The 25,636-nt window shown below is 61.3% G+C and carries 25 protein-coding genes; 12 read left to right on the forward strand and 13 right to left on the reverse strand.

Annotated elements, in window-relative coordinates; translation table 11 throughout:
* Positions 1–101: 101 nt before the first annotated feature.
* From BLO50_RS15585 to BLO50_RS15595, 5 genes are all read right to left on the reverse strand, one after another.
* On the reverse strand, positions 102–398 hold the full coding sequence (locus BLO50_RS15585; RefSeq protein WP_090254547.1) for a hypothetical protein: 297 nt from the start codon (positions 396–398) through the stop codon (positions 102–104).
* Positions 399–515: 117 nt separating this feature from the next.
* Positions 516–866: a hypothetical protein gene (locus BLO50_RS21690; RefSeq protein ID WP_143003832.1), complete on the reverse strand. Its 351-nt coding sequence runs from the start codon at positions 864–866 to the stop codon at positions 516–518.
* Positions 867–1,092: 226 nt separating this feature from the next.
* The gene (locus BLO50_RS21695) at positions 1,093–1,308 is read right to left on the reverse strand and encodes a hypothetical protein (protein ID WP_143003833.1); all 216 of its coding nucleotides are present in this window, start codon (positions 1,306–1,308) and stop codon (positions 1,093–1,095) included.
* A gap of 144 nt (positions 1,309–1,452) precedes the next feature.
* Positions 1,453–2,946, reverse strand: coding sequence for a M20 family peptidase (locus BLO50_RS15590; RefSeq protein WP_090254550.1), 1,494 nt, complete (start codon positions 2,944–2,946; stop codon positions 1,453–1,455).
* A 16-nt stretch (positions 2,947–2,962) separates the two neighbouring features.
* Positions 2,963–5,338 carry a penicillin acylase family protein gene (locus BLO50_RS15595; protein ID WP_090254552.1) on the reverse strand — a complete coding sequence of 792 codons (2,376 nt, stop codon included), beginning with the start codon at positions 5,336–5,338 and terminating at the stop codon, positions 2,963–2,965.
* A gap of 115 nt (positions 5,339–5,453) precedes the next feature.
* On the opposite strand from BLO50_RS15595, the gene BLO50_RS15600 reads away from it, so the two are divergent.
* On the forward strand, positions 5,454–6,482 hold the full coding sequence (locus tag BLO50_RS15600; protein ID WP_090254553.1) for an AraC family transcriptional regulator: 1,029 nt from the start codon (positions 5,454–5,456) through the stop codon (positions 6,480–6,482).
* Here BLO50_RS15600 and BLO50_RS15605 read toward each other — a convergent pair.
* Positions 6,472–7,971, reverse strand: coding sequence for a methyl-accepting chemotaxis protein (locus BLO50_RS15605; RefSeq protein ID WP_090254556.1), 1,500 nt, complete (start codon positions 7,969–7,971; stop codon positions 6,472–6,474). The two genes, BLO50_RS15600 and BLO50_RS15605, sit on opposite strands and share 11 nt — an antisense overlap.
* 219 nt (positions 7,972–8,190) lie before the next feature.
* Between BLO50_RS15605 and BLO50_RS15610 the strand changes: the two genes are divergently transcribed.
* The gene (locus tag BLO50_RS15610; RefSeq protein ID WP_090254558.1) at positions 8,191–8,979 is read left to right on the forward strand and encodes a substrate-binding periplasmic protein; all 789 of its coding nucleotides are present in this window, start codon (positions 8,191–8,193) and stop codon (positions 8,977–8,979) included.
* Here the strand turns inward: BLO50_RS15610 and BLO50_RS15615 are convergent.
* Positions 8,976–9,587 (reverse strand): DUF6436 domain-containing protein, encoded by a 612-nt coding sequence (locus BLO50_RS15615; protein ID WP_090254560.1) that lies wholly within the window; start codon positions 9,585–9,587, stop codon positions 8,976–8,978. The genes BLO50_RS15610 and BLO50_RS15615 overlap by 4 nt on opposite strands.
* 85 nt (positions 9,588–9,672) lie before the next feature.
* On the opposite strand from BLO50_RS15615, the gene bipL reads away from it, so the two are divergent.
* A complete protein-coding gene (gene bipL, locus BLO50_RS15620; RefSeq protein WP_090254562.1) occupies positions 9,673–10,605 on the forward strand; it encodes a phospholipase BipL in 933 nt (310 codons plus the stop codon).
* Here bipL and BLO50_RS15625 read toward each other — a convergent pair whose 3' ends face one another.
* A complete protein-coding gene (locus BLO50_RS15625) occupies positions 10,606–11,373 on the reverse strand; it encodes a DUF2059 domain-containing protein (protein ID WP_090254564.1) in 768 nt (255 codons plus the stop codon).
* A gap of 84 nt (positions 11,374–11,457) precedes the next feature.
* Here BLO50_RS15625 and BLO50_RS15630 point away from each other — a divergent pair, with 84 nt between their 5' ends.
* The gene (locus tag BLO50_RS15630; protein WP_090254566.1) at positions 11,458–12,081 is read left to right on the forward strand and encodes a 2OG-Fe(II) oxygenase; all 624 of its coding nucleotides are present in this window, start codon (positions 11,458–11,460) and stop codon (positions 12,079–12,081) included.
* 152 nt (positions 12,082–12,233) lie between these two features.
* Here the strand turns inward: BLO50_RS15630 and BLO50_RS15635 are convergent, their stop codons facing one another.
* A complete protein-coding gene (locus BLO50_RS15635) occupies positions 12,234–12,791 on the reverse strand; it encodes a DUF6160 family protein (protein WP_338110940.1) in 558 nt (185 codons plus the stop codon).
* Between the two features lie 221 nt (positions 12,792–13,012).
* Between BLO50_RS15635 and BLO50_RS15640 the strand changes: the two genes are divergently transcribed.
* Positions 13,013–13,501 (forward strand): 2-thiouracil desulfurase family protein, encoded by a 489-nt coding sequence (locus BLO50_RS15640; protein WP_090254567.1) that lies wholly within the window; start codon positions 13,013–13,015, stop codon positions 13,499–13,501.
* Positions 13,502–13,637: 136 nt separating this feature from the next.
* Here the strand turns inward: BLO50_RS15640 and serA are convergent, their stop codons facing one another.
* Positions 13,638–14,867, reverse strand: a complete 1,230-nt coding sequence (gene serA, locus BLO50_RS15645; protein WP_090254569.1) for a phosphoglycerate dehydrogenase — start codon at positions 14,865–14,867, stop codon at positions 13,638–13,640.
* A 185-nt stretch (positions 14,868–15,052) separates the two neighbouring features.
* On the opposite strand from serA, the gene BLO50_RS15650 reads away from it, so the two are divergent.
* From BLO50_RS15650 to BLO50_RS15670, 5 genes are all read left to right on the forward strand, one after another.
* Positions 15,053–16,447, forward strand: a complete 1,395-nt coding sequence (locus tag BLO50_RS15650) for an FAD-binding oxidoreductase (protein WP_090254570.1) — start codon at positions 15,053–15,055, stop codon at positions 16,445–16,447.
* 279 nt (positions 16,448–16,726) lie between these two features.
* Complete coding sequence (locus BLO50_RS15655; protein WP_090254573.1) at positions 16,727–17,392, forward strand: fumarylacetoacetate hydrolase family protein; 666 nt, start codon at positions 16,727–16,729, stop codon at positions 17,390–17,392.
* A gap of 113 nt (positions 17,393–17,505) precedes the next feature.
* Positions 17,506–18,441 carry an SdiA-regulated domain-containing protein gene (locus BLO50_RS15660; protein WP_090254575.1) on the forward strand — a complete coding sequence of 312 codons (936 nt, stop codon included), beginning with the start codon at positions 17,506–17,508 and terminating at the stop codon, positions 18,439–18,441.
* Between the two features lie 84 nt (positions 18,442–18,525).
* Positions 18,526–18,873 (forward strand): NirD/YgiW/YdeI family stress tolerance protein, encoded by a 348-nt coding sequence (locus BLO50_RS15665; protein ID WP_090254577.1) that lies wholly within the window; start codon positions 18,526–18,528, stop codon positions 18,871–18,873.
* An 88-nt stretch (positions 18,874–18,961) separates the two neighbouring features.
* Positions 18,962–19,882: an SdiA-regulated domain-containing protein gene (locus tag BLO50_RS15670; RefSeq protein ID WP_090254580.1), complete on the forward strand. Its 921-nt coding sequence runs from the start codon at positions 18,962–18,964 to the stop codon at positions 19,880–19,882.
* On the opposite strand, the gene BLO50_RS15675 is transcribed toward BLO50_RS15670, so the two are convergent.
* The gene (locus BLO50_RS15675) at positions 19,863–21,260 is read right to left on the reverse strand and encodes a NorM family multidrug efflux MATE transporter (protein WP_090254582.1); all 1,398 of its coding nucleotides are present in this window, start codon (positions 21,258–21,260) and stop codon (positions 19,863–19,865) included. The genes BLO50_RS15670 and BLO50_RS15675 overlap by 20 nt on opposite strands.
* A gap of 138 nt (positions 21,261–21,398) precedes the next feature.
* Between BLO50_RS15675 and BLO50_RS15680 the strand changes: the two genes are divergently transcribed.
* Positions 21,399–22,328: a LysR substrate-binding domain-containing protein gene (locus BLO50_RS15680; protein ID WP_090254584.1), complete on the forward strand. Its 930-nt coding sequence runs from the start codon at positions 21,399–21,401 to the stop codon at positions 22,326–22,328.
* 338 nt (positions 22,329–22,666) lie between these two features.
* Positions 22,667–23,455 carry a gamma-glutamyl-gamma-aminobutyrate hydrolase family protein gene (locus tag BLO50_RS15685; protein ID WP_090254586.1) on the forward strand — a complete coding sequence of 263 codons (789 nt, stop codon included), beginning with the start codon at positions 22,667–22,669 and terminating at the stop codon, positions 23,453–23,455.
* A gap of 56 nt (positions 23,456–23,511) precedes the next feature.
* On the opposite strand, the gene BLO50_RS15690 is transcribed toward BLO50_RS15685, so the two are convergent.
* On the reverse strand, positions 23,512–25,011 hold the full coding sequence (locus BLO50_RS15690) for a YifB family Mg chelatase-like AAA ATPase (protein ID WP_090254588.1): 1,500 nt from the start codon (positions 25,009–25,011) through the stop codon (positions 23,512–23,514).
* Positions 25,012–25,050: 39 nt separating this feature from the next.
* Positions 25,051–25,320: an accessory factor UbiK family protein gene (locus BLO50_RS15695; protein WP_090254591.1), complete on the reverse strand. Its 270-nt coding sequence runs from the start codon at positions 25,318–25,320 to the stop codon at positions 25,051–25,053.
* Positions 25,321–25,636 lie beyond the last annotated feature (316 nt).

Raw genomic sequence — 25,636 nt, forward strand, 5'->3', positions numbered from 1 at the left:
ATTTAATTGAGAGGATCACAGTGAGCGAAGCGAGCGATTTTAACCTGTTGTTAGGCTTGCATTGCAAGTAAGTTCTGCAATCGGCCACGAAGAGTTATTTGTTAGCGACATTTGTTTGCCACTGAAAGGTTTTGCGCTGGCTCATAATTAACTTGCTGTAAGCCGTCGTCACCTTGAAAAATAAAATATTTAACTCTGCAGTCTTTTGTCATTGTCGAATAGCCTTCTGCACGAATGCCGCCGCCTTCGATGGTTTTCGTTATATTATTGTTTGGTTTGAGACTTGCAAGCACCTTTTCGTAACTGTCCCCCATTGAAATTCCTGGCTCGCCAGTTGTGGTTGTCATTGAAGTGCATGAGGTAATAAGAGCGGCTAAATGTAAAAGATAAATTTTCATGAGTTTTCTAGGTGTCGATAATTATGAAGTCTAACGTTTGGTTAAGGGGCGGGCTTATAGCCCGTCCCAGTGAGCGAAGCTAACGGTTTGAACCATTTGTTATGCGTTCAATATCCGTTAGCATTCAACTCCAATAAGCCATTGGGTTTTATCGGCGTTTGATTTATTAAGGTCGGGGCGACGAGCAATTGGCTCAGTGCATCCCCTTGGCTGAATGTATTCTTCTGCTATTTCGGATGCTTCGGCCAAAGAAATTGGTTTTTTGTCGTTGCGTTTGACAGTGATATAGTACGGTTGCTGAAATAATATGATGTAACTGTCAAGGGTGTAGCTATTGCCGTGTTTAGCTATTGTCGCATGATTTTCTTTTACAAGAACCAAGTGGCTCGTATCTATGTTTTTGTTTGATGCGCAGCCAAGAGTGCTGCTTGCTGTTATTGCTATTAGAGAAATTTTTAAATATTTCACTTGAGTTCCTTTTAAGTGCGTTAAGTGGCGGTTATTTTTTAAATGAGGGCATAACTACAATTAGACGACATAACCATATCTGCACACTGTTTCCACCGCTGGCAATAAGTATCCAAATCTGACCATCAGCGATTGATGATCCGTTCTTGTAGCCCAGGCTCGACTGCTGCTTTGTAACTCAGCAACCAGGCTTTCTGTTCAGGCTGCCACTTACCACCGGCCTGCTTTACCGCCAATTGCATATCTTTCTCGTGAAAACCGACGCGCACGAATACCAACGCCGCTGGTTATTTGGGCGGTTGGGTGCGGGTTTGGGTGGTTTATGTTTGCGTTCGACGATCAGTTCGACGGTGGTGTAGCTGAACTGCTGTTCGGCGTCGTAGCGTTCGACAAAGTGTTTGCTGCCGTTCTTGCCGGGTTTGAGGCTTTTTACAACGTCCATATCGTGCCCCGCTGGGTGGCAGTGTCCTGCCGGCAGTCTGCCTGTATCCACTGGGGGGCTCAAGTGAGCATAAGGTGGACTCGCTTCGCGTTGTCCGCCCTAACGCACGTGCAAGGGGCATTGCGCCCCTCGTGTGGTCTGGGTCTAGTTGGCCGAGGTGTTCAGGCTTTGCAGCAGGCGGTAGTAGAAGCCGCTGGCATTGGCCAACGTATCGATCGCCACGCGTTCGTTAGTGCCGTGCATACGCGGTAGGTCGTCGCGCTCCATCAGCAGTGGGCTGAAGCGGAAGACGTTGTCGGTCAGCGGCTCGTAATAGCGCGAATCAGTGCCGCCGACGGTGAGGTTGGGGCTGACCAGGGTATTGCCGAAACTCTGGCGGATCACCTCGGCGAACTGTTGATAGGCCTCGCCTCTGACATCGGATACCGCCGAAGGCTCGCGCCCGCCGGGCATGACTTTGACCTGAATCTGTTCATCCGCCACGGCGCTGCGTACATGTTCGGCCACGCTGGCGATGCTGTCGCGCGGGTGGATGCGCAGGTTGAGGGTGGCGCGGGCGCTGGGCGGCAGTACGTTTTCCTTGATCCCGGCGCGCAGCAGGGTCGGCGATAGTGAGGTTTGCAGCTGCGCTGCACCGGCCGGCGAGGCGGCCAGTTGTTGTTCCACCAGCGGGCCGAACAGCCAGAGGTTGGCGAAGATCAGTCGGTAGCCGAAGGATTGCGCTGGGGTGAAGCTGGCCAGCAGGTCGCCAGTGGGGCCGTCGAAGCCGCGCTGGAAGGGCGCATCGCCCACCCGTTGCAGGGCTTGGCTGAGACGGCCGATGGCGGTTTCATCAAAGGCGGGCGGCTGTGAGGAATGACCACCCTGGGCGTTGGCTTGCAGGGTCAGGCTGACGTAGCCCTTTTCCGCAATGCCGACCACAGCTACGTCCTGGCTGACGCCGGGGATTTGCCCGCGCACCACAAAGCCGCCTTCATCGCTGACCCAAGCCAGGCGTTTGCCCTGTTCCTGCAACTGCGCGGCGATGCGTCGGTTGCCCTGGTGGCCGCCGATTTCTTCATCGTGACCGAAGGCCAGTAGCACATCGCGTTGTGGCTGGAAACCCTGGGCGATCAGGGTTTCCACCGCTTCGAGAATCGCCACCATCGAGCCTTTGCTGTCGATGGCGCCACGGCCCCAGACAAAACCCTCGGCAATCGCCCCGGAGAATGGCGGATGGGTCCACAGCGCTTCAGTGCCCGGTGCGACGGGCACCACGTCCTGGTGCGCCATCAGCAGGGCAGCGGGTAATTGAGCGTCCTTGCCCGGCCAGCGCAGCAGGATGCTCGGGCTGCCAGTGGCGAGCGGCTCGGTGTTGGCGGTGACCTGTGGGTAGCGCTGTGCCAGCCATTCGCGCAGCTCGGCGAACGCGGCGTCGCTGGTGGCCAGTTTGCTGGCCGGTGCGCCGATCTGATGCGACAGGGTCGGCAGACGAATGGCAGCCGCCAGACTTTCGGCAGCGCGTTGACCATCCAGCCCTTCGGGCAGACTGACCGGCGCGCTGTTGAATGCGGCAGCCGGTAGCAGCAGGGTGCGGCCGACCACCACGGCTACCAGGCCGAGCAGGATGAGCAGAAGAAGCAGTAACAGACGTTTCATCGCCGTTCTCCTTGGCTTATGGGCGCAGAATCAGCTGGCTGCGACTGTTGGCTTTGATCGCTTCGGCATCCAGGTGCATCGGCACGTACTCACCTCGAATATAGCGTTCGGCTTGGTCCTTGTAGTGCTGATCAAACAGTACGCCACTCTGGCCCACCGGGTTGATGCCCAGGGCTGTGTTGGCGTCTGCCATATCGATCAGGCGGCGGGTCGAGGGGCCGTACACCACCGACCAGGGCGCAGGGCCGACCGGTTGCGAGAGGTTGTTCGGCGTTTCATGGCCGCCCGGTGCGGCAAAGGCGCCGACGTTGAACAGTTTATCCAGCGGTTTCTGCTGGCCCAGCGGGTGGCTGTGAGTCAGGGTGTGCGCGCTGCCCCAGGCCCATTTCGCGCTATCGTCTCCGAGGGTGCTGCGCAGGTGGGCAAGGCTGGCCTGCCAGGCGACTTTGACGGTATCGGCGCGGCTTTCCACGGCATCGCTGCCGCGTTTGTCCCACCAGGGCGAACTGGCATCGGCGGCCAGGCGCGGCAGGGCGCTGTCGAGCGCGCGGGTTTGCAGCAGGTTGGCGAAGAAGGCGTCGCTCAGCTCGTCGGCCATGGCTTCACGTGCCAGCTGGTACACCAGTTGGTTGAACAGCGTGGCGGCAGTGGCGTCGAGGTTGTGCTGGCCATCCCAGCTGAGCAGCTGCTCGACCAGCCCCTGCTCTTCGCTGCCAGTGGCGGCGGCCTGCAGGTCAGCTGCCAGCGGGGCGAGCAGGCGTTGCGGGTAGCCGGTGCCGGGCTCCAGTTGCAGCGCCTGGCTGTTATGCACATCCCATTTCACGCTGTCGTCGCGCAGGCGTTCGTCCAGGCGCTGGCCGCGATCGGCCAGGTTGTAGTAACCCGGAATCGCCATGCCGGTCGGTGACACGGGCTGGTAGTTGGCGGAGAGGATATAGCCGTGTTCCGGGTTCTCCTCCTGCGGGTTGGCGCTGAACGGGTAGTAGCCGTCTTTGTCCGCTTCGCCGTTGCTGCCGTCGAGGATAAAGCTCGGGTTGATCCCGGCCGGGCGGCGCGGCAGTTTCGCCGCCGCCCACCAGCCGATATCGCCTGTGGCATTGGCCCATACCACGTTAAGCCCGGGCGCTTCGATGTGCTCAGCGGCGACACGTGCTTGCTCCAGCGTGGTGGCGCGATTGAGCTGATAGAAGCCATCGAGGATCGGGTTTTCGGTCTCGAGGAAGGCCCACCACATGGCAATCGGCGTGCTGCCGACGGTTTCACCCAGGGCGCTGTTGATGATCGGGCCGTGCGGCGAGCGGCGGATGGTCAGGCGCACTGGCTCGGCATCCTTGACGCTGATCAGCTCCTCACGGCTTTGCAGCTCGACCCACTGGCCGCGGTACCAGACCTGGTTGGGGTTGTCCGGGTTGGTTTTCTCGGCGATCAGGTCGAGGTCGTCGTTCTGGAACATGGTGATGCTCCAGGCAAAGTCACGGTTGTGGCCCAGTGAGGCCACTGGGTTAAGCGCCTGGTGATGGCCGTACAGGCTGAAACCGGGATAACTCAGGTTGGCCTCGTACCACACCGACGGCACGGCAAAGCGGATATGCGGGTCGCCAGCCAGCAGCGGTTTGCCGCTGGCGGTGCGGCTGCCGGAGATCGCCCAGGCGTTGCTGCCCTCGAACTGCGGCAGGCCGGCATCCAGCAGCGCGGCGTGGCTCAACTCGGCGATGGCATTGAGGTCCTGCCAGTCGCCGGCAGCGAGGTTTTGCCCGACCACGCCCTGCGGGTGCCAGTCGAGGTCAAAGGCCTTGAGGTAATCGGCGCCCAGCTGATCGCGGATGTGCGTCAGCACTGGCTCGGTGCGGAAGGCGGCAGCAAAGCTGTAGGCCATATAGCCGGCGACGCTGAGGGTATCGGCGACGTTGAACGGGCGTTTTTCAATGCCCAGCACATCGAACTCGATCGGCGCCGGGTGGTTGGCCTGGTATTGGTTTATGCCATCCAGATAAGCCTGCAGCGCTTTGCTGGCTGGGGCGTTCATGTCCATCTTCGCGGCGTAACGGTCGGCGTGTTCGCGGATGCCCAGGGTGCGGAACAGGCGGTCGGTGTCGACTAGCTTGCTGCCGAGCACCTCGGCCAGCTCGCCACGGGCCAGGCGCCGGAGGATTTCCATCTGAAACAGACGGTCCTGGGCGTGCACATAACCGAGCGCGCGGTACATATCGGCCTCGTTCTGCGCCTGGATATGCGGCACGCCGCGTTCGTCGTAATCCACCGTGACTGCGGCCTGGAGGTGGCTCAGTTGCAGCTCGCCGTCACGTTGCGGCTGCTTGCTGTCGATGTACCAGTAAGCGCCGGCGGCAGAGGCCGCGACGATCAGAGCCAGGGCAGTCAGGGTGCGTTTCATGGGGTTTTCCTTGTTATAGGTTTTATCAGCCTGGCCATTGTGCGCACTGCCGACTGCGCAGGCATTGACCTAATACCGCAAGAGTGAAAGTCTTTGGTCAATCCAAGAGGCCGCTATGCCACACGATCCGCACAACAGCATTGCCAGCGCGTTGACCCATTCTTCAACCTTGCGCCGGCTGCTCTACGAAGCTTTGGCGGGGTTGGGGCTGGACCCCACCGACACCTATCGCCAGGCCTATCAGGGCGTAGTACTGGCGCCACCGCTGCTCAATGCCCGCGAGGACCACGATAATGCGCCGCGCTTCTGGCAGGCGCTGGCGGGCATCAGCGGTGATCCTGACATCGGTCTGCACCTAGGTGAAACCATGCAGCCACGGCCGATGGATGTGGTGGGTTACCTGCTGCTGGCCAGCCGTGACCTGGGCCAGGCATTGGAGAGTTTTGTGCGCTTTCAGCACATCCTCTCCGGCGGTTTTGCCGCGCGCCTGGAGCTGGAGGGCGAGCAGGCGCGGCTGATCTTCGACCTCAATTACCGTGGCGTGGGTTCGTTGCGCCAGCAGATGGAGTGCCTGGCGCTGCTGCTGCAGAAAATGCTCGCCAGCGTCAATGACGGCGGCTTTGCGCTCGATGGCGTGGAGTTTCGCCACCCGGCCCCGCGCCGCCTGAGCGAGCATCGCCGGCTGTTCGGCCTGCTGCCGCGTTTTGCCCAGGCGCATGATGCGCTGATCTTCCCGCGCGCCTGGCTCAGCCGGCCCTCGCGCAGCGCCAACCCGCGGTTGTTCGCGGTGCTCTGGGCGCAGGCGGAAGTGGAGCTGGCTGAGCTGGAAGAAAACCAGCTGCTCAACCGCGTGCGCTATTGGCTGGAGGTCAACCTGGGCGTACAGCTGTGCGACCTGCCCCGCTGCGCCACCGCGCTGGGTTACAGCGTCAGCGGGCTGCAGCGGGCGTTGACCGAACAGCAGCAGAGCTTTCGCCAGCTGCACGATGAGGTGCGTCGCCTGCGTGCGCAGGCTCTGCTGGAAAGCGGCCTGGCCATCCGTGAAGTGGCCCGCGCCTGCGGCTTTGCCGAGCTGTCACCGTTCTATCGGGCGTTCAAGCGCTGGCAGGGCGCGACCCCGCAGGCTTACCGCACTAGCGGCTGACGCGGAAGCGCCGGCTCAGGTCGCTCAATCGCTCAGACAAGTGGCTGAGTTGCTGGCCATCGTGACTCAGGGCTTCAGCATCACTGAGGTTTTGTTCCGCGACCTGTTGCACGCTTGTCAGGTGCTGGCTGACCTCCGCGCTGACGGCCGCCTGCTGGTGGGTGGCGGCGGCAATCAGCTCGTTCATCTGAGTGATTGAACTGATGTCCTGCGCCACCGCGCCGAGCAGATCGGCAGTGGCCTGGCTGTCCTGTACACAACTGCGCACGCTGTCGCGGCTCTGCTGCATGGCTTCGGCGGCCTGGCGGCTGCCTTGTTGCAAGCGGCTGATGATCTGCTGAATTTCAGCGGTTGACAGGGCGGTCTTCTGCGCCAGGTTACGCACCTCGTCGGCGACCACAGCAAAGCCACGGCCCTGATCACCGGCGCGAGCAGCTTCGATGGCGGCGTTGAGGGCCAGCAGGTTGGTCTGTTCGGCAATCGAACGGATCACTTCCAGCACCTTACCGATCTGTTCAGATTGGTTGGCCAACGCCTGCACTTCACCTTCGGTGACGTCGATCTGAGCGGCCAGCTTGCCGATCTCGCTGCGTACGTGATTGACCGAACGGCTGCCCTCGGCGGCTTGCTGGTTGGCCGTTTGCGCGGCACTGGCAGCCCCATCGGCATGCCCGGCCACTTCATCAATGGCGCTGCTCATCTGCTGCATGGCTGAGCTCATGTAGACGATTTCACCCTGCTGGCGATCGGCGCCACTGCGCAGATGACCAGTGGCTTGCGCCAGGTTGTCGCCCATCGTTTGCAGGCCCTGGGTGTCTTTGATTACTTCGCCAACCAGCTCATCCAGTGTGTCGAGGAAGCGGTTAAAGCGCTTGCTGACCTTGCCTTCAGCATTGCTGCGGTAGCTCAGGTCAATGGCGTCGTCATTTTCGGTGAGTTGTTCGGCGGTTTGCATCAGGGCGGCCCCCTCCACGGCTTCGGCATGGGTTTGCAGGGCGAGGTAAATCAGGATCGCGCTTTCCAGCACCACGTAGAACGCATGCAAGAAGATGATGGGCCAGCTGCCTTGCGCCACCACCGTGACGCTGAACCCTTGGGTTTGCAGGGCATAGAAGCCCAGGTGGTGAACTGCAATCACTGCAGCCGCCACCACGATCGGCAGCCAGTCGCGGTAATACACCAGAAACGCCAGCAACACGAAAATACCGAAGTGCATTTCCAGCATGCCGCCCGCCTGGTTGATGTGCAGTGCGGACATCACCATAAACGCCGCACCAATCGCACAGCGCAGCAGACGTCGCCCGGCAATCAGCTGCTGCAGTACGGTCATCACCGCCGCTGTTCCACCGCCCACCAGCAAGGCTTGGCCCCAGGTACCGTGCCAGAGCGCCAGACCCAGCGAGTAAAGAAACATCAGCCACAGCACCATCAGCATGATGCGGTCCGCTTTACGGTAGTGCAGCTCTAAGGGTGAAAGACGGCTAGGCATGGCGAAAGACCTAAAAAGTAGCGTGGTATTCGGATCAAGTATGGCAGCCGTCCGTGGATGCGCAGGGCTTTTCTATGGCGATAAGTTGTACATGGTATTTCATTTGTACAATTTTATTCGGTAAACATGTAGGGCTCAGTGCATGTCGCCGGCGGTCAGTGGGTACCGTGCTGGTCTCAGACTGATCTAGCCTCATAGGCATGCAAGGAGGTCATGCTTATGCAGCGGGTGCTAGTCGGTGCCTGGTTTACCCTGATCGGGCTGCCCTGTCTGGCCGCAACGCCGCCAGTGCAGATCTGCTTGGGCGACAGTAACGAGTGGCCACCCTACACCTATTGGCAGCGCAGCGATGGCGAGGTGGACCGCAGCCGTCTGACTGGGTCGGCCAGCACCCTGGTGCTGGCGATTCTGCAGCGTTTGCAGCTGCCCTATGAAGTGCACTACATGCCTTGGGCGCGGGTGCAGCAGGAGCTGGCAGACTTTGCTGAAAAGGGCCGCTGCGAGCTGACCTGGGATGCCAGCTACAACGCGGAGCGTGCGGCCTATGCCTATTACAGCGCGCAGTTGTATGAAGCGCGTCTGGGGCTGTTCTACTCCGCGCAGCGCTTTGCCGAAGTGCCGTTGCCCGCCTTGCTGCAGAACCTGCAGCCCTATCGGGTGTGCGGAGTGATTGGCTACAACTACCAGCCGTTTGGCTTGGGCGAGCCGATCAAGCGCTTCCCCAGCATTCAGCAGAACCTGGATATGCTGCAGCGCCAACGTTGCGACTTCTTCCCCAGCGAGATTGAGCCGTTGTATGGCGGCCTGGCGCTGGGTATTTATCAGGGCCATGAGCAGTTGCGGCATATGCCACTGGTCGCAAGCAAAGCGTTCTATCTGCTGGTCAGTAGGGGCTCGCCGCGTGGTGAACGGCTGATCTCGCAGTTTGATCATCAACTCAAGCAACTGCAGGCCAGTGGTGAAGCGCAGCAGATCTTTCAGCGCTTTACCCCGGATGGTCTGCGCTAGTCAGTGGCGTGCCAGTCGCAGAAACAGCCCACCGCTAGGGTATTGCTGGCGTTGACCGGGCGATTGGCGACCAAGGCGTCGAGAATCGGCTCGATAAAACTGTTGCTGGAGGTGCAGGTAGCGCCTTCGCTGTAGGGGCCGAAGTAGGCCAGTTGGCCATTGCGGTCCCAGATCGCCACCGCCGGGCTGGCGGGGATTTGCGCGCTGCCAGCCAGTTCAGCAAGGGGTTGCAGGGCGCTCAGGGTGCTGGGCAGTTGACCGTTGGTGCCGGGTTTTTGTACGGCATAGAAGGTAACGTCCTGGGCGCCGAAGCGTTCGATCAATTCGGCCAGGTGCTGTTGATTGCCAACATTGCACGGGCAGGCGGGGTCCCAAAAATGCACCAGGCGAATTGGCCCAGGGCCGGCCAGCTCGTCGGGCAGACGCAGTTGTTCACCATAGAACAGCGCGGTTTGTTCACTGAAGCTGCGCAGGTAGCGTGCTTCGTACCACCAGTAGGCGGCCAGCATGGCGGCTGCCCAGAACAGAATCAGTAGGCTGGCGAGTAGGGTCTTGCGCGTGGGTCGAGTCATGAGCAGCCTTCGGCAAACAGGCGCGCAGCTTGCCATGACTGGCGCGACAGCTGAATATCCGCAACCTGATTGCGCGGCCCAGGATGGCCTGTGATTACTCCGTAAGTTTGATGGAAGCCCTATGCCAGAGCCGTTTCAGCCCGAAAACCTGCTTGCCAGTCTGCGACCCTTGGCCGCAGCCGCTGCGCTTTTACCGGCCGAACAGGCCTACCGGCAGTTTTACGGCTTCAGCGATACTTGGGCGACGCACACCCGCATGGGTACGCTGCAGGCCGCCGGTTACCAGATTGCTGTGCAGGCTTGGTGGCCTGAGCAGCCGCGCGCCACGCTGGTGCTGCTGCATGGCTATTACGACCACGTTGGACTGTATCGCCATGTGATCGAATGGGCTCTTGGAATGGGTTTTGCCGTACTGGCCTTCGACTTGCCGGGTCATGGCTTGTCCAGCGGTGCGCGGGCGAGCATCGGTGCGTTCAGCGAGTATCAAACGGTGTTGCGCGCGGTGCTGGCCGAAGCGGCAGCCCTGGCGTTGCCGCAGCCCTGGCACTTGTGCGGGCAGAGTACGGGCGGGGCGATTCTGATTGATTACCTGCTGACCGGCGCACCGGGGCCGGACATCGGCGAAACCATTCTGCTGGCCCCACTGGTGCGGCCACGCGCCTGGGGCTGGTCACAGTTCAGTTACCGCATCATGAAGCGCTTTGTTAGCGAGATTCCCCGGCGTTTCAGCGTCAATTCCAGCGATGCCGAGTTTATCGATTTCGTTCACCACCAGGATCCGCTGCAGCCGCGCAATTTGCCGACCGCCTGGGTTGGTGCGCTCAGCCGGTGGGTACCGCACATCGAAGCCGCGCCGCGCAGTACGCGCAGCCCTCTGATCATTCAGGGGGAAGCCGACATGACGGTGGCCTGGCGCTACAACCTGCGGGTGCTGCAGGACAAGTTCGCTGACCCGCAGATGCTGCGTCTGCCCGAGGCACGGCATCACCTGGGCAACGAAACGCCGGCCTTGCGCCAGCGCTATTTCGAGTTTCTTAGCCAGCGGTTGAGCTAATCAGATACCGCGCGGCGCCGGAGCCAGCGCTGCGCTGCTCTGGCCAACCGCCAGGCCGCTGCGGATCGCCGCCAGGGCGGCCTGGTAGTAAGCCTTACCGGCATCGGACTGGGCGAAACTGACGAACTCTTCCAGCTCCGGGTCGCTCAGCTCGCGGTAGACGTGCAGCAGGGTGTTATCCAGATCCGCCCCGATTTGCTCCATCAACCGCTGGCGCTGGCCATTAAGCATGGCCTGGGCGCTGTCGCCCCCGAGCAGACCGGGGAGCATCTGGCTGAGGCTGTCGGCGGCTACACCGGCCAGGGCCAGGCTGACTTCGGCACCGGCTTCCCGCGCCGGCAGGGCCTGGGCCAGGTGGCGAATCAGCAGGCGGCGGGTGGCGCTGGCCTCACTGCGCGGCAGGCCGTTGGCGTAGCGCGCCAGTTGATCGCTGCGGGTGGCGAGCAATTCGGCATCGACAATCTTGCGCCCCAGTGGTGACTGGAAAAACTGCAGGGCGCTGCCAGGCTCGCCTAGGTTGTCACGTAGGCCTTGTTGCGCGCGCTGATCCACGGCCGCAGCGGCAAAGCGCTGGTTGCTGTTGTTCACCAATGCCTGATGCACCGCCGGCGGCAGGCTGTTGCGGTAGCGTTCCTGGGCGGCCTGCAGGGCATCGCTGAAGTGCATGCGCTGTTGCGGCCAGCCGGCCGCCTGATACAGCTGCAGGTAATCGTCGGCCAGGGCGGGCAGGCTGAGCAGCAGGGTCAGTACAACGGAAAGGGCGCGCATTAGGGACTCCATTCAGGGGCGGCTATTTTCTGCGGCATGCTGACGCTTGTCGAGGCTCGGCAGGGCGCTGGTAGAATCGCCGGCATGACGACCGATACCCATACCGCGCTCCTGACCCGCATCGTTGACGACCTGGCCGAACAGGGGTGGTCGCTGCAGCCGCAGTTTATTGCCCCCTCTCTGACCCTCGACCTGGCCGAAGAGTGCCGTAAACGTGCCGCACACGGTGCATTGGCACCCGCCGGCGTCGGCCGTGGCGCGCAGCAGCAGATCCGCGAAGGGGTGCGCGGCGATCATATTCAGTGGCTGGAAGCCGGTCAGGCTGAGGCCTGTGATCAATATCTACAGGCGTTTGATGAGCTGCGCGTGGCGCTGAACCAGGGCTTGTACCTGGGGCTGGAGGATTTTGAGGGGCATTTCGCCCTGTATCCGCCGGGGGCGTTCTACCAGAAGCACGTGGACCGCTTTCGCGATGACGATCGCCGCGCGGTGTCCGCGGTGTTCTACCTCAATGAGGATTGGCAGGCCGAACAAGGCGGCGCGCTGCGCCTGTATCTACCGAATGGCGAGACTCGCGACGTATTGCCGCAAGCGGGTAGCCTGCTGTTGTTTCTATCCGCCGACATGCCCCATGAGGTCTTGCCGGCCAGCCGTGATCGACTGTCGTTGACCGGCTGGTTTCGCCGGCGGGGCAATGGGCCGTTCTAGTCAAGATTGGCTAGAACCTGTTCACGATCTCGCGAGCTAGGGCCATGCAAGGCAAAAACAGGCGAGGAAGCGGAGTGTACTTTTGTACATGAGCATTCCGAGCCTGTTTTTAACGCTGCAGGGCCGACGCGCAGCAGATCGTGAGGAGGTTCTTAGTGGCCCCAGACCTTGAAGGTCCCCCGCAGATCAGTGATGTCGCGCATCTCGATGCTGCCCAGACGGCTTTCGCCGACGTACATATCAGCCGCCACCCGCACGCGAATACGTTGCGCCGGGATACCGCTGGCCACCAGTTGATCATTGATGGTGGTGAGGTCGGGGAGGGTTAGTTGCAGTTGCTGTTGGCCGCTGCCATTGGACACCACATCGATTTTCAAGGTGGGCAGGTTGACGCCGAAGATTGGCAGGGTCAGCCCCAGTTGCGCCGCGCCGAAGGCGAAGCTGCCGCCAGAGCCGTTCGGGCAGCTGGCGGGGGTGAGGCAGCCGTTGTCGATTTTCACGTTGCGCAGAGACGCACTGCCGCCATCGTCATTCCAACTGATCCGGTTGATCGTCGCCAGCACGTCGGCACGGATGCTGATGCCGGCCTGACCGCTGATCTCGCTCAAGCTCTGGTTATCCATCGGCAGCAAGGCCGCCTGGCTCTGCAGGGCGAAGGCCATAAAGCCGGCAGCGAGTGATAGGGCAAGGGTGCGAAGTGGGCGATGCATGGACGTGTCCTCGACTAGAGTGCCGAGAGTCTGTGCCGGGCCTGGGGCGCGCGCCATCGGACCGCGTTGCTTCCCGCCGAAGGATAGGCCGTCGTTGCGCGCGAATGGCGCTGCCGGCGTGATGTGCTTGGCAATCTGCCTGGCAGCCCGTCCCTTTGATCGGCGGCCAGCAAGCGCAGTAACCTGACGGTGTTACGGCGGGTGACTAATGAGAGAAAGTGATGCAGAAGATTCTGGTGAGCCGTTGCCTGTTGGGCCAGCGCGTACGTTATGACGGCGGCGCCCATGGCCCGTTCAGCCTGCTGGAACGCTGGCAGCAGGAGGGGCGCATTGTGCCGCTGTGTCCGGAAGTCGCCGGTGGCCTGCCGACCCCGCGCGCGCCAGCGGAAATAGCTGGCGGTCAGGGGGCAAAAGTACTTGATGGGCAATTGCCTGTGCTGACAGTGAATGGCGAGGATGTCACGGCGGCTTTTGTTGACGGCGCACAGCAGGCTCTGGCCTTGGTGGCGCAGCATGACATCCGACTGGCACTGCTCAAGGCGCGCAGCCCCTCGTGCGGTAACCGGGAGAACTATGACGGCAGCTTCAGCGGCACCAAGGTCGCCGGTGAAGGCGTAACCGCTGCGGCTTTGCGTCGGGCTGGGGTGCAGGTGTTTAGCGAAGAGGAGCTGGCGGCGGCGGAGGCGGCGTTGCGAGAGCTGGAAGGATAGTCAGCCCCGCGTGCAAAAAATGGTCGGGAGCCATTTTTAACGTCGCGTAGCGACGGCCCGAAGGGTGGCCGCCATGGATGGCAGGCCATACGAAAAAGGGAAGCCGAAGCTTCCCTTTTTCGTATCGCGGCAGCGCTTAGAACAGTACGCGGCTACGGATGGTGCCTTTAACGTGCTGCAGCTTCTCCAGCGCCAGATCGGAGTAATCGGCGTCGACGTCGATGACCACGTAGCCGACCTTGTCGTTGGTCTGCAGGAACTGGCCGGAGATGTTGATGCCGTTTTCAGCAAACACGTTGTTGATCTCGCTCATCACACCCGGGATGTTGGCGTGGATGTGCAGCAGACGGTGCTTGCCTGGGTGTGCCGGCAGGGCCACTTCGGGGAAGTTGACCGAAGACACCGAGGTACCGTTGTCGCTGTACTTGACCAGTTTCTCGGCCACTTCCAGGCCGATATTGGCCTGCGCTTCGGCAGTCGAACCGCCGATATGCGGAGTGAGGATTACGCGGTCCAGGCCGCGCAGCGGGCTTTCGAACTCTTCGTCGTTGGACTTCGGCTCGACCGGGAACACGTCGATGGCTGCGCCGATCAGGTGTTCGTCCTTGATCGCGGCGGCCAGGTGATCCAGCTCGACCACGGTGCCGCGTGCGGCGTTGATCAGGATGCCGCCCTTTTTCATCGCGCGGATTTCCTTCTCGCCGATCATCCACTGGGTGGATGGCAGCTCAGGCACATGCAGCGACACGATGTCGCACATGCCCAGCAGGTCGTGCAGCCTGGCGATCTGGGTGGCGTTGCCCAGCGGCAGCTTGGTCACGGTGTCGTAGAAGAACACCTGCATGCCCATGGCTTCGGCGAGTACCGAGAGCTGGGTGCCGATCGAGCCGTAACCGACGATACCCAGCTTTTTACCGCGGATTTCGAAGGAGTTGGCCGCCGATTTGATCCAGCCACCACGGTGGCAGGAGGCGTTCTTCTCGGGGATGCCGCGCAGCAGCAGGATGGCCTGAGCCAGTACCAGTTCGGCCACCGAGCGGGTGTTCGAATACGGTGCGTTGAACACGGCGATACCGCGCTCGCGGGCGGCGTCGAGGTCAACCTGGTTGGTGCCAATGCAGAAGCAGCCCACAGCCACCAGGCGCTTGGCGCAGTCGAAGACTTCGGCAGTCAGCTGGGTGCGCGAGCGGATACCGATAAAGTGCGCGTCGGCGATCTTTTCTTTCAGCTCGTCGTCGGAGAGTGCGCCCTTGAGGTACTCGATGTTGGTGTAACCAGCGGCCTTCAGGGTGTCCACTGCATTCTGGTGGACGCCTTCAAGAAGAAGGAACTTGATCTTGCTCTTGTCGAGAGAGGTCTTGCTCATCGGAGTACCTGTTGTCCCACAAATGGTGTCAGGGAAGGGTCAGCGAAGGTGCTGACCGCACCCGCAGATCGGCGCAGAGGCACGATTCACGGGGGGCGTATGCTAGCATACGAGCCCCGCGAAACACCTACCCTGGCAGATGAAGCGTGCTCAGGGTGACCATGAATCGTTTGAGAGTTCCGTAGATGACCAACCCTGCGCTGATCGAAGAGCTGAAGACCCTGGTTGAGCCCGGCAAGGTGCTTACCGATGCCGATTCCCTCAACGCCTACGGCAAGGACTGGACCAAGCACTTCGCCCCAGCGCCGCTGGCGATTGCCTTCCCCAAGAGCATCGAGCAGGTGCAGGCCATCGTTCGCTGGGCCAATCAGCACAAGGTCGCGCTGGTGCCGTCCGGTGGTCGTACCGGCTTGTCCGCTGGCGCCGTGGCGGCCAATGGTGAAGTGGTCGTGGCCTTCGACTATATGAACCAGATTCTCGACTTCAACGAATTTGACCGCACCGCCGTGTGTCAGCCGGGCGTGGTGACCAAACAGCTGCAGATGTTCGCCGAGGACAAGGGCCTGTATTACCCGGTGGACTTCGCGTCGGCCGGTTCCAGCCAGATTGGCGGCAATATCGGCACCAATGCCGGCGGCATCAAGGTGATTCGCTACGGCATGACCCGCAACTGGGTGGCTGGCCTCAAGGTTGTGACTGGCACCGGCGAACTGCTGGAGCTGAACAAGGACCTGATCAAGAACGCCACCGGCTACGACATGCGTCAGCTGTTTATCGGCGCCGAAGGCACCCTGGGCTTTGTCGTCGAGGCCACCATGCGCCTGGACCGTGCGCCGAAGAACCTCACCGCGATGGTGCTCGGTACCCCGGACTTCGACTCGATCATGCCGGTGCTGCATGCCTTCCAGAACAAGCTGGACCTGACCGCCTTCGAGTTCTTCTCCGACAAGGCTTTGGCCAAGATTATGGCCCGTGGCGACGTGCCGGCAGCTTTTGAAACCGATTGCCCGTTCTACGCCCTGCTGGAATTCGAAGCCACCACCGAGGAAGTCGCCGAAGCGGCCCTGGCCACCTTCGAGCATTGCGTCGAGCAGGGCTGGGTGCTGGATGGCGTGATGAGCCAGAGCGAGCAGCAGCTGCAGAACCTGTGGAAGCTGCGCGAGTACATCTCGGAAACCATCAGCCACTGGACGCCGTACAAGAACGACATCTCGGTCACTGTGTCGAAAGTGCCGGCATTTCTGCACGATATCGACGCCATCGTCGGTGAACACTACCCGGACTTCGAAATCGTCTGGTTCGGCCATATCGGTGACGGCAACCTGCACCTGAATATCTTGAAACCAGAGAGCCTGTCCAAGGACGAGTTCTTCGCCAAGTGCGCCACCGTCAACAAGTGGGTGTTTGAGACCGTGCAGAAGTACAACGGCTCGATCAGCGCCGAACACGGTGTGGGCATGACCAAGCGCGATTACCTGACCTACAGCCGCTCGGAAGCCGAGATTGGTTATATGAAGGCGATCAAGGCGGTGTTCGACCCGAACGGCATCATGAACCCGGGCAAGATCTTCCCGCTCTGAAAGCTGCTGCGGGCTACGCGCGCCATGCTGCGTTGGCGAAGTCAGGAAAAATGCTCATTGGCACAAGCCAACTCCGCTTTTTTCCCGACTCCGCCGCCCTGCCTGGCCTTCGCTCGCAACGCTTTCAGCAAGCTGAATTAAGTCTTTAGTCGAAACGACAGCCCGTGAAAGGTCGTCCACCATGGGAGATCAACGATTCAGAGCGTAGGGCGGGGCTACCGCTCTACGCCGTCTGCTCGCACAACGAGCGGCGTCATGCATTCCCATCAGGAGTTGCTTATGAGCTACCAGCATCAGTATGTCGATGGCACCCATATCCACTTTCCCATGGGCAAGGTTGTGTGCATCGGCCGTAACTACGCCGAGCATGCCAAAGAACTGAATAACCCGGTTCCGACCGAGCCCTTGCTGTTTATCAAAGCGGGCAGTTGCGTGGTGCCGCTGGATGACGGTTTTACCCTGGTTGAAGGTAAGGGTGACGTGCATTACGAGGCAGAAATCGCCGTGCTGATCGGCAAGCCGCTGTCGCGCACGCCGAACGCTGAAGAAGTACGTGATGCCATTTCCGGCTTCGCCCCGGCGTTGGACCTGACGCTGCGCGACCTACAGGCCACGCTCAAGGCCAAGGGCTATCCCTGGGAAACCGCCAAATCCTTCGACGGTGCCTGCGTGCTGGCGCCGTTCGTGCCGGGTGATGCCGTTGAAGACCTTGCCGATATCGGCATCCGCCTGGCGATCAACGGTGAAGTGCGGCAGGACGGCAACAGCCGTGACATGCTTAACCCAATTCTGCCGATGATCCAGCACATCTGCGGCCACTTCAGCCTGCAGCCGGGTGATGTGATCCTCACCGGTACGCCAGTGGGTGTCGGCCCGTTGCACAAGGGCGACGAGCTGGTGCTGGAACTGGTTAGCCACAGTCGTTTCGCCAGTCGCGCGCTCTAGGTCATCTGGCCGTGTACGCAGGCACCTGGAGGTGCCTGTTGGTCGGGTGGCGTCATAGAAACTTAAGGGTTGCTCTCTAGTCTGATAGCCATCGTTCTGCTGAGTTGTGTGCGATGTCGATCTGGATTGCTCGGCTGGTGCGTGTGCGCTGGTTGGTTGGGATGTTGTGTCTGCTGGTGGTGACATCACTGGCGATGAATTACCGCCATTTGGACGATCGCCTGTCCTTCTGGGTTCAGCAGCAACAGGTGGGCGTTGCCGAACAGCAGCAGAGCATCTGGCTGCCGGGTTACCGGGCCGTGCTGCAAGGCAAACCACTGCAAGGGCTGGAAGACGACGAGGTGTCCGGGCTGACCTACAGCGCGGAAAGCGACACCCTGTTTACCGTGACCGGGAAATACCCACAGTTGATCGAGCTGACCCTGGATGGTCAGGTGCTCCGGCGTATCGATCTGCTCGGCTTCGCCAATCCCGAAGGGGTGGAGATGCTGTCCGACGGCCGCCTGGCGATTATCGATGAGCGCAAGCGCACCTTGACCACCTTCAAACTCAGCGCCCTGACACGCCGCCTGGAGTTTGCCGATCTACCGTCGTTCGACCTGGGCTTTATTGATGCCGGCAATAAGGGCTTCGAGGGCATTGCCTGGGATTCGCGCAATGAGCGCGTGCTGCTGGGTAAGGAGCGTGGTCCGCTGGGGTTGTTCAGTCTGCCGTTTCCAGGCGAGGACGGGGCCACGGGCACCCTTGAGCCGATGAGTTCCGGGCACCTGTTTCTGCGTGATATTTCTTCACTGACCTACGATCCTCGGACTGGGCATGCGTTGGTGCTTTCCGATGAATCCAGCCTGCTGCTGGAGGTGGATGCTCTGGGCGAGCCCGTCAGTTTTATCAGCCTGAGTCGCGGCATGAATGGCCTGCATGGCGGCATTGAGCAGGCCGAAGGGGTGACCATGGATGCGGCCGGTAATATCTATATCGTCAGCGAGCCCAACCTGTTCTACGTCCTGCGCAAGGACCCGGTGGCCGAACAGCCCGCTGTTGCGGATTAAGTTTGGCTTAAGCACCGATTAAGCCTGGCTTCAGCTAGGCCCTCTACTCTGGCCCCATCACCTAACTGATTAGAGGGTTACCCCATGAAGCGTTTCACCTTGGCTCTGCTGCTGGCTCCACTGTTCTCCACCGCCGCCATGGCCACCGGTTATACCGGCCCAGGCGCCACCACTCAGGTCACCACCGTAGCGGCCGCATTGGACGCTGCCGACGATACACCGGTGGTGCTGCAAGGGCAGATCGTCAAGCGTCTGCAGGATGAGCTCTATGAGTTCAAAGACGCCAGCGGCACCATCAATGTCGAAATCGACGACGAGCATTGGCCTGCCCAGGCCATTTCTGAAAAGGCCGTGGTCAAGATCAGTGGTGAAGTGGATCGTGACCTGACCAGCCGCGAAATCGATGTCGAGTACCTCGAACTGGTCAAGTAAATCACTCGATCATGTGCCCATGTCAGCCCGAAGCCCTGCTTCGGGCTGACGCCGTTGTGCCACCCGTTACTGTTGAGAGTGAAGCGTCATGCGAGATCATTTCACCCTGAAACGTCTGCTGCTGAGCCTTGTCGCGCTGTCCTTGCTGCTGCTGGGCTTGTTTGCGCAGGAGTACCGTTTGTTCGAACGGGCTTGGTTCAATGTGCAGCAGTGGCAGCAAGCCGGTAGCGGACAGCAGGGCTCCATGCTGTTGGCGGATTATCAGGTGGACCTTGAGGCCCGCGTGATCGAGGGCCTGAACGATGATGTCTCGGCGCTGACCTTCGACCCAGACCGCAACAGCCTGTTCACCGTGACCAACCAGAAGCCGCAGCTGCTTGAGTTATCGCTGGATGGTGAACTGCTAAGGCGTATCGACTTGCATGGTTTTGGCGATGCTGAAGCGGTTGAGTACATCAGCCCAGGCCTGTATGTGATCACTGATGAGCGTAAGCAGCGCCTGATCAAGGTGCGGGTGGATGATGCCACCACCGAGTTGCATGCCGACCAGGCTCAGCAGTTCTCGTTAAGCATTGGCCTGAATGGCAACAAGGGGTTTGAGGGCTTGGCCTACGATTCGGCTGGGCAGCGTCTGTTTGTTGCCAAAGAGCGCGATCCGATGCGCATCTATGAGATTCACGGTTTTCCTCAGCGAGACCCACAGAGCCCCTTTGCCGTGCACGTGGTGGATGATCAGCAGCGTGACGCTGGGCTATTTGTACGTGATCTCTCCAGCCTGCAATTTGATGAGCGCAGCGGGCATTTGCTGGCGCTGTCCGACGAGTCACGCCTGGTGCTGGAGCTGAATGTCGAGGGCAAACCGATCAGCAGCCTGTCGCTGCTTGGTGGACGTAACGGCCTCAAACGCAGCGTACCGCAGGGCGAAGGCATCGCCATGGATAACCAGGGCGTGCTCTATCTGGTTAGCGAGCCGAATCTGTTCTATCGCTTCAAGAAACCAGGCGCTTAGGCTGTGGCGTAAAGGCTGCGGCCGCCGGTTGCAGCTGGCGCGCTGTTTTCCATTCAAAGCCCAGGGTCAGGCCGATGGCGGCGCAGGCCAGGCCGCCGGCTAATCCCCACCAAACGCCTTCTGCGCCCCAGCCCAGGGGGAAGGCTAGAGCCCAGGCCAGCGGCGCGCCAACTGCCCAGTAGCAGCCGAGGCCAACCCAGAAGGTGGTCTTGGCGTCCTTGAGGCCGCGAATTGCGCCCATGGCGATGGTCTGGATGCCATCGAAGAACTCGAACCAGGCAGCAATCGCCAGCAGTGCCACGGCCAGGCTCACCACCTCGGCATAGGCGCTGTCGCTGTGGTCGAGAAACAGCCCCACTACCCAATGCGGCCCCAGCCAGAACAGGCAGGCGAAACCGAGCATGCACAGCGCACCGAGGCCAAGGCCCAGGCGACCGGCTTGGCGTGCCTGCAGCAGGCGGCCGGCACCAAAGTGCTGACCGATACGGAAGGTCACCGCATAGGAAATTCCCACTGGCACCATAAACGCCACGTACACCGACATGATTGCGATCTGGTGCGCCGCCAGTTGCGTGCTGCCCAGCGCGCCCATGCACAGTGCGGCAAAGGCAAACAGGCCTGATTCCACCGCATAGGTGCCGCCAATCGGCAGGCCCAGACGCAGCAGCTCTTTCAGCTCGCCCCACACCGGCCGCAACAAGCCGCGCCACAGTGGATAAGGGCTGTAGGCACTGTGGTGCAGCACATGCCAAGCCAGCAGCAGCGCCATGACATTCATCACCACGGCGGTCACTAGGCCGATTCCGGCCAGGCCCAGTGGCGGCAGGCCGAACCAGCCCTTGATCAGTGCATAGTTGAGGACGAAGTTGGCCAGCGCGCCGCCAATGCTGATGGCCATTACCGGGCCGGGGCGGCCGATGGCGCTGGTAAAGCCACGCAGCGCCATAAAGCTCATATAGCCAGGCAGGGCAAACACCAGGGTGGAGAGAAACTGCATGCCGCCGCTGACGTTCTCCGGCTTCTGGCCGAAATACAGTAATGCTGGGCCCAGGTTCCACAGCGCCAGGCCAGCCAACAACGCCAGGCCCCAGCCGAGCCACAGGCCGTTCTGCGTCAGCCGGGTGACGCCGGCCGCGTCCTGCGCGCCATGACGGATGGCCACCAGGTTGCCGACCGAGGCAATCACCCCCACGCAAAAGATTGAGACAAAGGAGTAACTGGCTGCGCCCAGGCCGCCAGCGGCCAGGGTGGCGGGGCCGAGCAGGCCCATCATCACAGTGTCGGTAAACACCATCAGCACATGCGCCAGTTGCGCAGCAATCAGCGGCCCGGCAAGTTTCAGGATGGCGCGCAGTTCGCCACGAAGCGGATGCAGCATGATGAGTTCTACTCAGTTAGAAGGCTTGCTCGGGTGATCCGCGCAGGCAGAGAATGCGCCTATTCTCATAAGCCAGCCGTGGCAGCACAAAAGGATAATAGCGATGACAGGCATGACTATTACTCATGGGTTGGGTGCATGAGCCAGCGCCTGCCACCGCTGTATGCCCTGCGCGCCTTCGAGGCGGCGGCACGGCACAGCTCCTTTACCCGCGCCGCCGAAGAGCTGGCGATCACTCAGAGTGCGGTCAGCCGGCATGTGCGCACCCTAGAGGAACACTTTGCCTGCCGCTTGTTCGAGCGTCGGGGCCGCAGCCTGCAACTCACCGAAACGGCGCGGATGTTGCTGCCGGGGCTGCGCGATGGCTTCGAGGCGTTGGAACGCGCCTGTAACACCTTGCGTGTCGACGACGCGGTGCTTCGCCTGAAAGCCCCGTCGACGCTGACCATGCGCTGGTTGCTGGCGCGCCTGTCGCGCTATCGTCTGCTCAGCGCCAGTGAGGTGCAACTGACCAGCGCCTGGATGGACGTGGACAAGGTGGACTTTCTGCATGAGCCGTTCGACTGCGCCGTATTGCTCAGTCAGGGCGATTTCCCGGAGGAATGGGAAAGCACCGAGCTGTTTGCCGAATGGTTGATTCCGGTCTGCGCGCCAGAAGCCTTGAGCGAGCAACCCTGGGATCTGCCGCGCTTGCAGGCCGCCGAACTGCTGCATCCCACCCCGGATCGCCGCGACTGGCGACAGTGGTTGCAGGCCATGGGCCTGGCGGATCAGGTGCCGCTCAAAGGCGGCCAGGTCTTCGACACCCTGGAGCTGGGCATGGTGGCCGCGGCGCGTGGCTATGGCGTATCGATTGGTGATCTGGTGATGGTCGCCGAGGATGTCGCGCAGGGCCGGCTCGGCCTACCCTGGCCCAGCGCGGTGCCCAGTGGCTGCAGCTACTACCTGGTATGGCCAAAAGCGCGGCGAGGCCAGGAGCGCTTTCGCCGTTTGCGCGATTATCTGGTAGCCGATGTGGCGGCTATGCAGCTGCCGGTGGTTGAGCGGGTGGGAAGTCGGGCACGTTAGCGGGTGACGCGTAGAGCGTAAAAAATATTGGACTATCCTTTGTTAGCTTATTCGTATTATCGCTTTTAAAACATAGGGTTAATGCGATTTTAGATTGAGCTGTCTGCTGCTTGCGGTCTGATTTATTAACAATATAAGCGTATTTGTTTGACATATTTTACGGCTTTGGCAGACTGGCTTCAGGATTGTGGCTGCCAGATGAGCGCTTCTCGCGCATTTGATGCCGCTGCGGCGGCCAGCTAGACAGGCGCAATCAGCCGTAAAACAGAAGGTGCGCGACAACCGTCAGCCCTTCTGCACAACAACGGCAGCCAATCCCGGCTGCCCCAAGGTGATGTATGTCCAACAACAATACGAAACAGCGCCCAGGCGCGCGTAAACCGGTTGTCCTGATGTCCATGGGCGCTCAAGAGCGCAAAGGGCATGCCTATCAAGTCATGACCCACAAATACATAACCCCGCTGGTCGAACTGTCGGGCTGTGTGCCGCTGCTGGCGCCCAGCTGCTGCGGCGCGGATGACATCGAGCAGTACCTGTCGATGGTCGATGGCGTGTACCTGACCGGTGCGGGCAGCAATATCGATCCGGCCCTCTACGGTCAGGAAAACCTGACCCCGACTAAGGGTCAGGATAAGGACCGTGATCTGTTTGATATTCCACTGATTCGCGGTGCATTGGCCCGTGGTCTGCCGCTGTTCGCGATCTGCCGTGGCATGCAGGAAATCAACGTGGCCCTGGGCGGCAATATCCACCAGAAGGTCTACGAAGTCCCGGGCATGAATGACCACCGCGAAGACACCAGTGCTCCGGTGGAGGTGCAATACGCCGACAGCCACAGCGTGCGCGCGCTGCCGGGTAGCTGGTTTGCCGAGCTGATGGGTGAGGCCGAGTTCCCGGTCAACTCGCTGCACGGCCAGGCGCTGGATCAGCTGGGTGAGGGCGTCGAGGCGCTGGCCCATGCCGAGGACGGTCTGGTCGAGGCGATTCACCTGCCGGGCGCCGAGCAGTTCACCCTGGCGGTGCAATGGCACCCGGAATGGCAGGCGGCGCAGAACCCGCATTCGGTGAAAATCTTTAAGGCGTTCGGTGAGGCCTGTCGCGAGCAGGTAGCCCGCCGCGACCAGTAAGCGTTCCAACTGCATATTAAGAAGCCCCGTATGCGGGGCTTTTTTATGGCTGCGATTCAGGCCCCGCTGATGCTGGGTCGGTACTGCAGGGCTTCACCTAAGTGGCTGCGGCGAATATGTGCAGCACTGTCCAAGTCGGCCAGGGTGCGTGCCACTTTCAATACGCGGTGTGCTGCACGCAGGCTCATTCCCAGGCGCTCGCAGGCATTTTCCAGCCACTGGCGGTCTTCGCCCTGCAGGCTGCAATGTTGCTGCACGCCATTGAGATCGAGGTGGGCATTGGCGCAGCCCTGGCGAGCCAGTTGCTGCTGGCGTGCCTGCACCACCTGCTCGGCGAGTTCGGCGCTGCTTGGGCCGGGCTTGGCGTCAGCGTTCAGTCGTGTGGTTTCCCGCGGCACGCTGAGGTGCAGATCGATGCGGTCGAGCAACGGGCCGGAGAGTTTGCCGCGGTAGCGCTGGATCTGTTCAGTGGAACAGCGGCAGCGCCCGGATGGATCGCCCAAATGCCCGCAGGGGCACGGATTCATCGCCGCCACCAGCTGAAAGCGCGCAGGAAAACGCACTTTGTCGCGTGCCCGAGCAATCACGATCTGGCCACTTTCCAGGGGCTCACGCAGCACCTCCAAAACCTTGCGGTCAAATTCGGGGAGCTCATCGAGGAATAAAACGCCGTGATGAGCCAAAGTGATTTCACCCGGTTGCGGGCGACTGCCGCCACCGACCAGCGCGGGACCGGAGGCACTGTGGTGCGGGGTTCTGAAGGGGCGTTGCGGCCAGGCGCTAAGCGGAACGTGGCTGGCTACGGAATGAATTGCGGCGACTTCCAGTGCCTCCTGTTCATCCAGCGGCGGCAACAAGCCGGGCAGGCGGCTGGCCAGCAGGGTTTTTCCCGTGCCGGGTGGCCCGGTGAATAGAAGGTTGTGCGAACCAGCCGCCGCTACCAGCAGCGCGCGTTTGGCGGCGATCTGTCCTTGCACCTCGGCCAGATCGGGATAGGGCAGCACTTGGCGCAGCAAGCCCTGGGCCTGATAGGGGGCAATCGGCGTTTGGCCATTGAGGTGGGCGGCGAACTCCAGTAGGTGCTCGACGGCAATCACCGTGAGGCCGGACGCCAGGCTGGCTTCCTCGGCATTGGCCTTAGGCACTACTAAGGTGCGTCCGGCGGCGCGGGCGGCCAGCGCGGCGGGCAAGACGCCTTGTACAGGACGAATCGCCCCGGACAGTGCTAGTTCACCCAGGCACTCAAGCGGCTCCAGTGCGCTACTTGGCACCTGTCCGCTGGCGGCGAGAATACCGAGGGCAATCGCCAGGTCGAAGCGCCCGCCGTCCTTGGGTAAATCGGCCGGTGCCAGATTCAAGGTAATCCGCCTGGGCGGGAACTCGAAGGCGCAATTGAGGATGGCGCTGCGTACCCGGTCCTTGCTTTCCTTGACGGCGGTTTCCGGCAAACCGACCAGGGCCAGCGAGGGCAGGCCGTTGGCCAAGTGGGCTTCGACGGTGACGGCGGGGGCTTCAACACCCACTTGGGCGCGGCTGTGGACTATGGCCAGGGACATCGATCACTCCTTGATCGGCTGATGCATCCGCTGCGGGTGCTACTCGCGGGTGGCTGGGGCGTCTGCGCTGCGTGCTTCCATTTCGGCGACCTTGGCTTCGAGAGCTTCCAGGCGGGCGCGGGTGCGGGCGAGCACGACCATCTGGCTGTCGAATTCGTCGCGGCTGACCAAGTCGAGTTTGCTGAAGGCGCTTTGCAGCAGCACTTTGAACTGGGCTTCGAACTCGCCGCGCGGCAAGGGCGCGTCACCGTTGAACAGGCGCGAGGCGTGGGTGGTCAGGGCGTCTAGTAGGGCTTTAGGTGGCAGCATGATGAGGTTCCGTTTACAGATGGCGGCAGTGTAGCACGCAGCTTTATCGGGCTTGCCGGGCGGGCTTGGAACGGGGCTGGCGGGTTCTGCACGGTTTTCGCGCGCTGCTTGGCGGGCTGTTGCACCGTTGTTGTGCGCTGGCGGTTGGCTAGTACCGGGCTAAAACGCCCGTTTGCCGGGTAACTGCATGAAATAAATCGGTTTTACCTGATCTGGCAAGCTTTCTGCTTTGTCTCTTGCGACGCATGCACCGATGCAGTTCCGGTGCGTCAGGCGAAGCGGGGAAGTGCTTCGTCGGGAGCGGTTGGTGAGTATC

Source organism: Pseudomonas peli (assembly GCF_900099645.1).
GTDB classification, from domain to species: domain Bacteria; phylum Pseudomonadota; class Gammaproteobacteria; order Pseudomonadales; family Pseudomonadaceae; genus Aquipseudomonas; species Aquipseudomonas peli.

Excerpts from the sequence above, each read along its gene's own strand:
- BLO50_RS15585 (WP_090254547.1), bottom strand. The coding sequence starts at position 398 with ATGAAAATTTATCTTTTACATTTAGCCGCTCTTATTACCTCATGCACT.
- BLO50_RS21695 (WP_143003833.1), bottom strand. The coding sequence starts at position 1,308 with ATGGACGTTGTAAAAAGCCTCAAACCCGGCAAGAACGGCAGCAAACAC.
- BLO50_RS15590 (WP_090254550.1), bottom strand. The coding sequence starts at position 2,946 with ATGAAACGTCTGTTACTGCTTCTTCTGCTCATCCTGCTCGGCCTGGTA.
- BLO50_RS15595 (WP_090254552.1), bottom strand. The coding sequence starts at position 5,338 with ATGAAACGCACCCTGACTGCCCTGGCTCTGATCGTCGCGGCCTCTGCC.
- BLO50_RS15600 (WP_090254553.1), top strand. The coding sequence starts at position 5,454 with ATGCCACACGATCCGCACAACAGCATTGCCAGCGCGTTGACCCATTCT.
- BLO50_RS15605 (WP_090254556.1), bottom strand. The coding sequence starts at position 7,971 with ATGCCTAGCCGTCTTTCACCCTTAGAGCTGCACTACCGTAAAGCGGAC.
- BLO50_RS15610 (WP_090254558.1), top strand. The coding sequence starts at position 8,191 with ATGCAGCGGGTGCTAGTCGGTGCCTGGTTTACCCTGATCGGGCTGCCC.
- BLO50_RS15615 (WP_090254560.1), bottom strand. The coding sequence starts at position 9,587 with ATGGCAAGCTGCGCGCCTGTTTGCCGAAGGCTGCTCATGACTCGACCC.
- bipL (WP_090254562.1), top strand. The coding sequence starts at position 9,673 with ATGCCAGAGCCGTTTCAGCCCGAAAACCTGCTTGCCAGTCTGCGACCC.
- BLO50_RS15625 (WP_090254564.1), bottom strand. The coding sequence starts at position 11,373 with ATGCGCGCCCTTTCCGTTGTACTGACCCTGCTGCTCAGCCTGCCCGCC.
- BLO50_RS15630 (WP_090254566.1), top strand. The coding sequence starts at position 11,458 with ATGACGACCGATACCCATACCGCGCTCCTGACCCGCATCGTTGACGAC.
- BLO50_RS15635 (WP_338110940.1), bottom strand. The coding sequence starts at position 12,791 with ATGCATCGCCCACTTCGCACCCTTGCCCTATCACTCGCTGCCGGCTTT.
- BLO50_RS15640 (WP_090254567.1), top strand. The coding sequence starts at position 13,013 with ATGCAGAAGATTCTGGTGAGCCGTTGCCTGTTGGGCCAGCGCGTACGT.
- serA (WP_090254569.1), bottom strand. The coding sequence starts at position 14,867 with ATGAGCAAGACCTCTCTCGACAAGAGCAAGATCAAGTTCCTTCTTCTT.
- BLO50_RS15650 (WP_090254570.1), top strand. The coding sequence starts at position 15,053 with ATGACCAACCCTGCGCTGATCGAAGAGCTGAAGACCCTGGTTGAGCCC.
- BLO50_RS15655 (WP_090254573.1), top strand. The coding sequence starts at position 16,727 with ATGAGCTACCAGCATCAGTATGTCGATGGCACCCATATCCACTTTCCC.
- BLO50_RS15660 (WP_090254575.1), top strand. The coding sequence starts at position 17,506 with ATGTCGATCTGGATTGCTCGGCTGGTGCGTGTGCGCTGGTTGGTTGGG.
- BLO50_RS15665 (WP_090254577.1), top strand. The coding sequence starts at position 18,526 with ATGAAGCGTTTCACCTTGGCTCTGCTGCTGGCTCCACTGTTCTCCACC.
- BLO50_RS15670 (WP_090254580.1), top strand. The coding sequence starts at position 18,962 with ATGCGAGATCATTTCACCCTGAAACGTCTGCTGCTGAGCCTTGTCGCG.
- BLO50_RS15675 (WP_090254582.1), bottom strand. The coding sequence starts at position 21,260 with ATGCTGCATCCGCTTCGTGGCGAACTGCGCGCCATCCTGAAACTTGCC.
- BLO50_RS15680 (WP_090254584.1), top strand. The coding sequence starts at position 21,399 with ATGAGCCAGCGCCTGCCACCGCTGTATGCCCTGCGCGCCTTCGAGGCG.
- BLO50_RS15685 (WP_090254586.1), top strand. The coding sequence starts at position 22,667 with ATGTCCAACAACAATACGAAACAGCGCCCAGGCGCGCGTAAACCGGTT.
- BLO50_RS15690 (WP_090254588.1), bottom strand. The coding sequence starts at position 25,011 with ATGTCCCTGGCCATAGTCCACAGCCGCGCCCAAGTGGGTGTTGAAGCC.
- BLO50_RS15695 (WP_090254591.1), bottom strand. The coding sequence starts at position 25,320 with ATGCTGCCACCTAAAGCCCTACTAGACGCCCTGACCACCCACGCCTCG.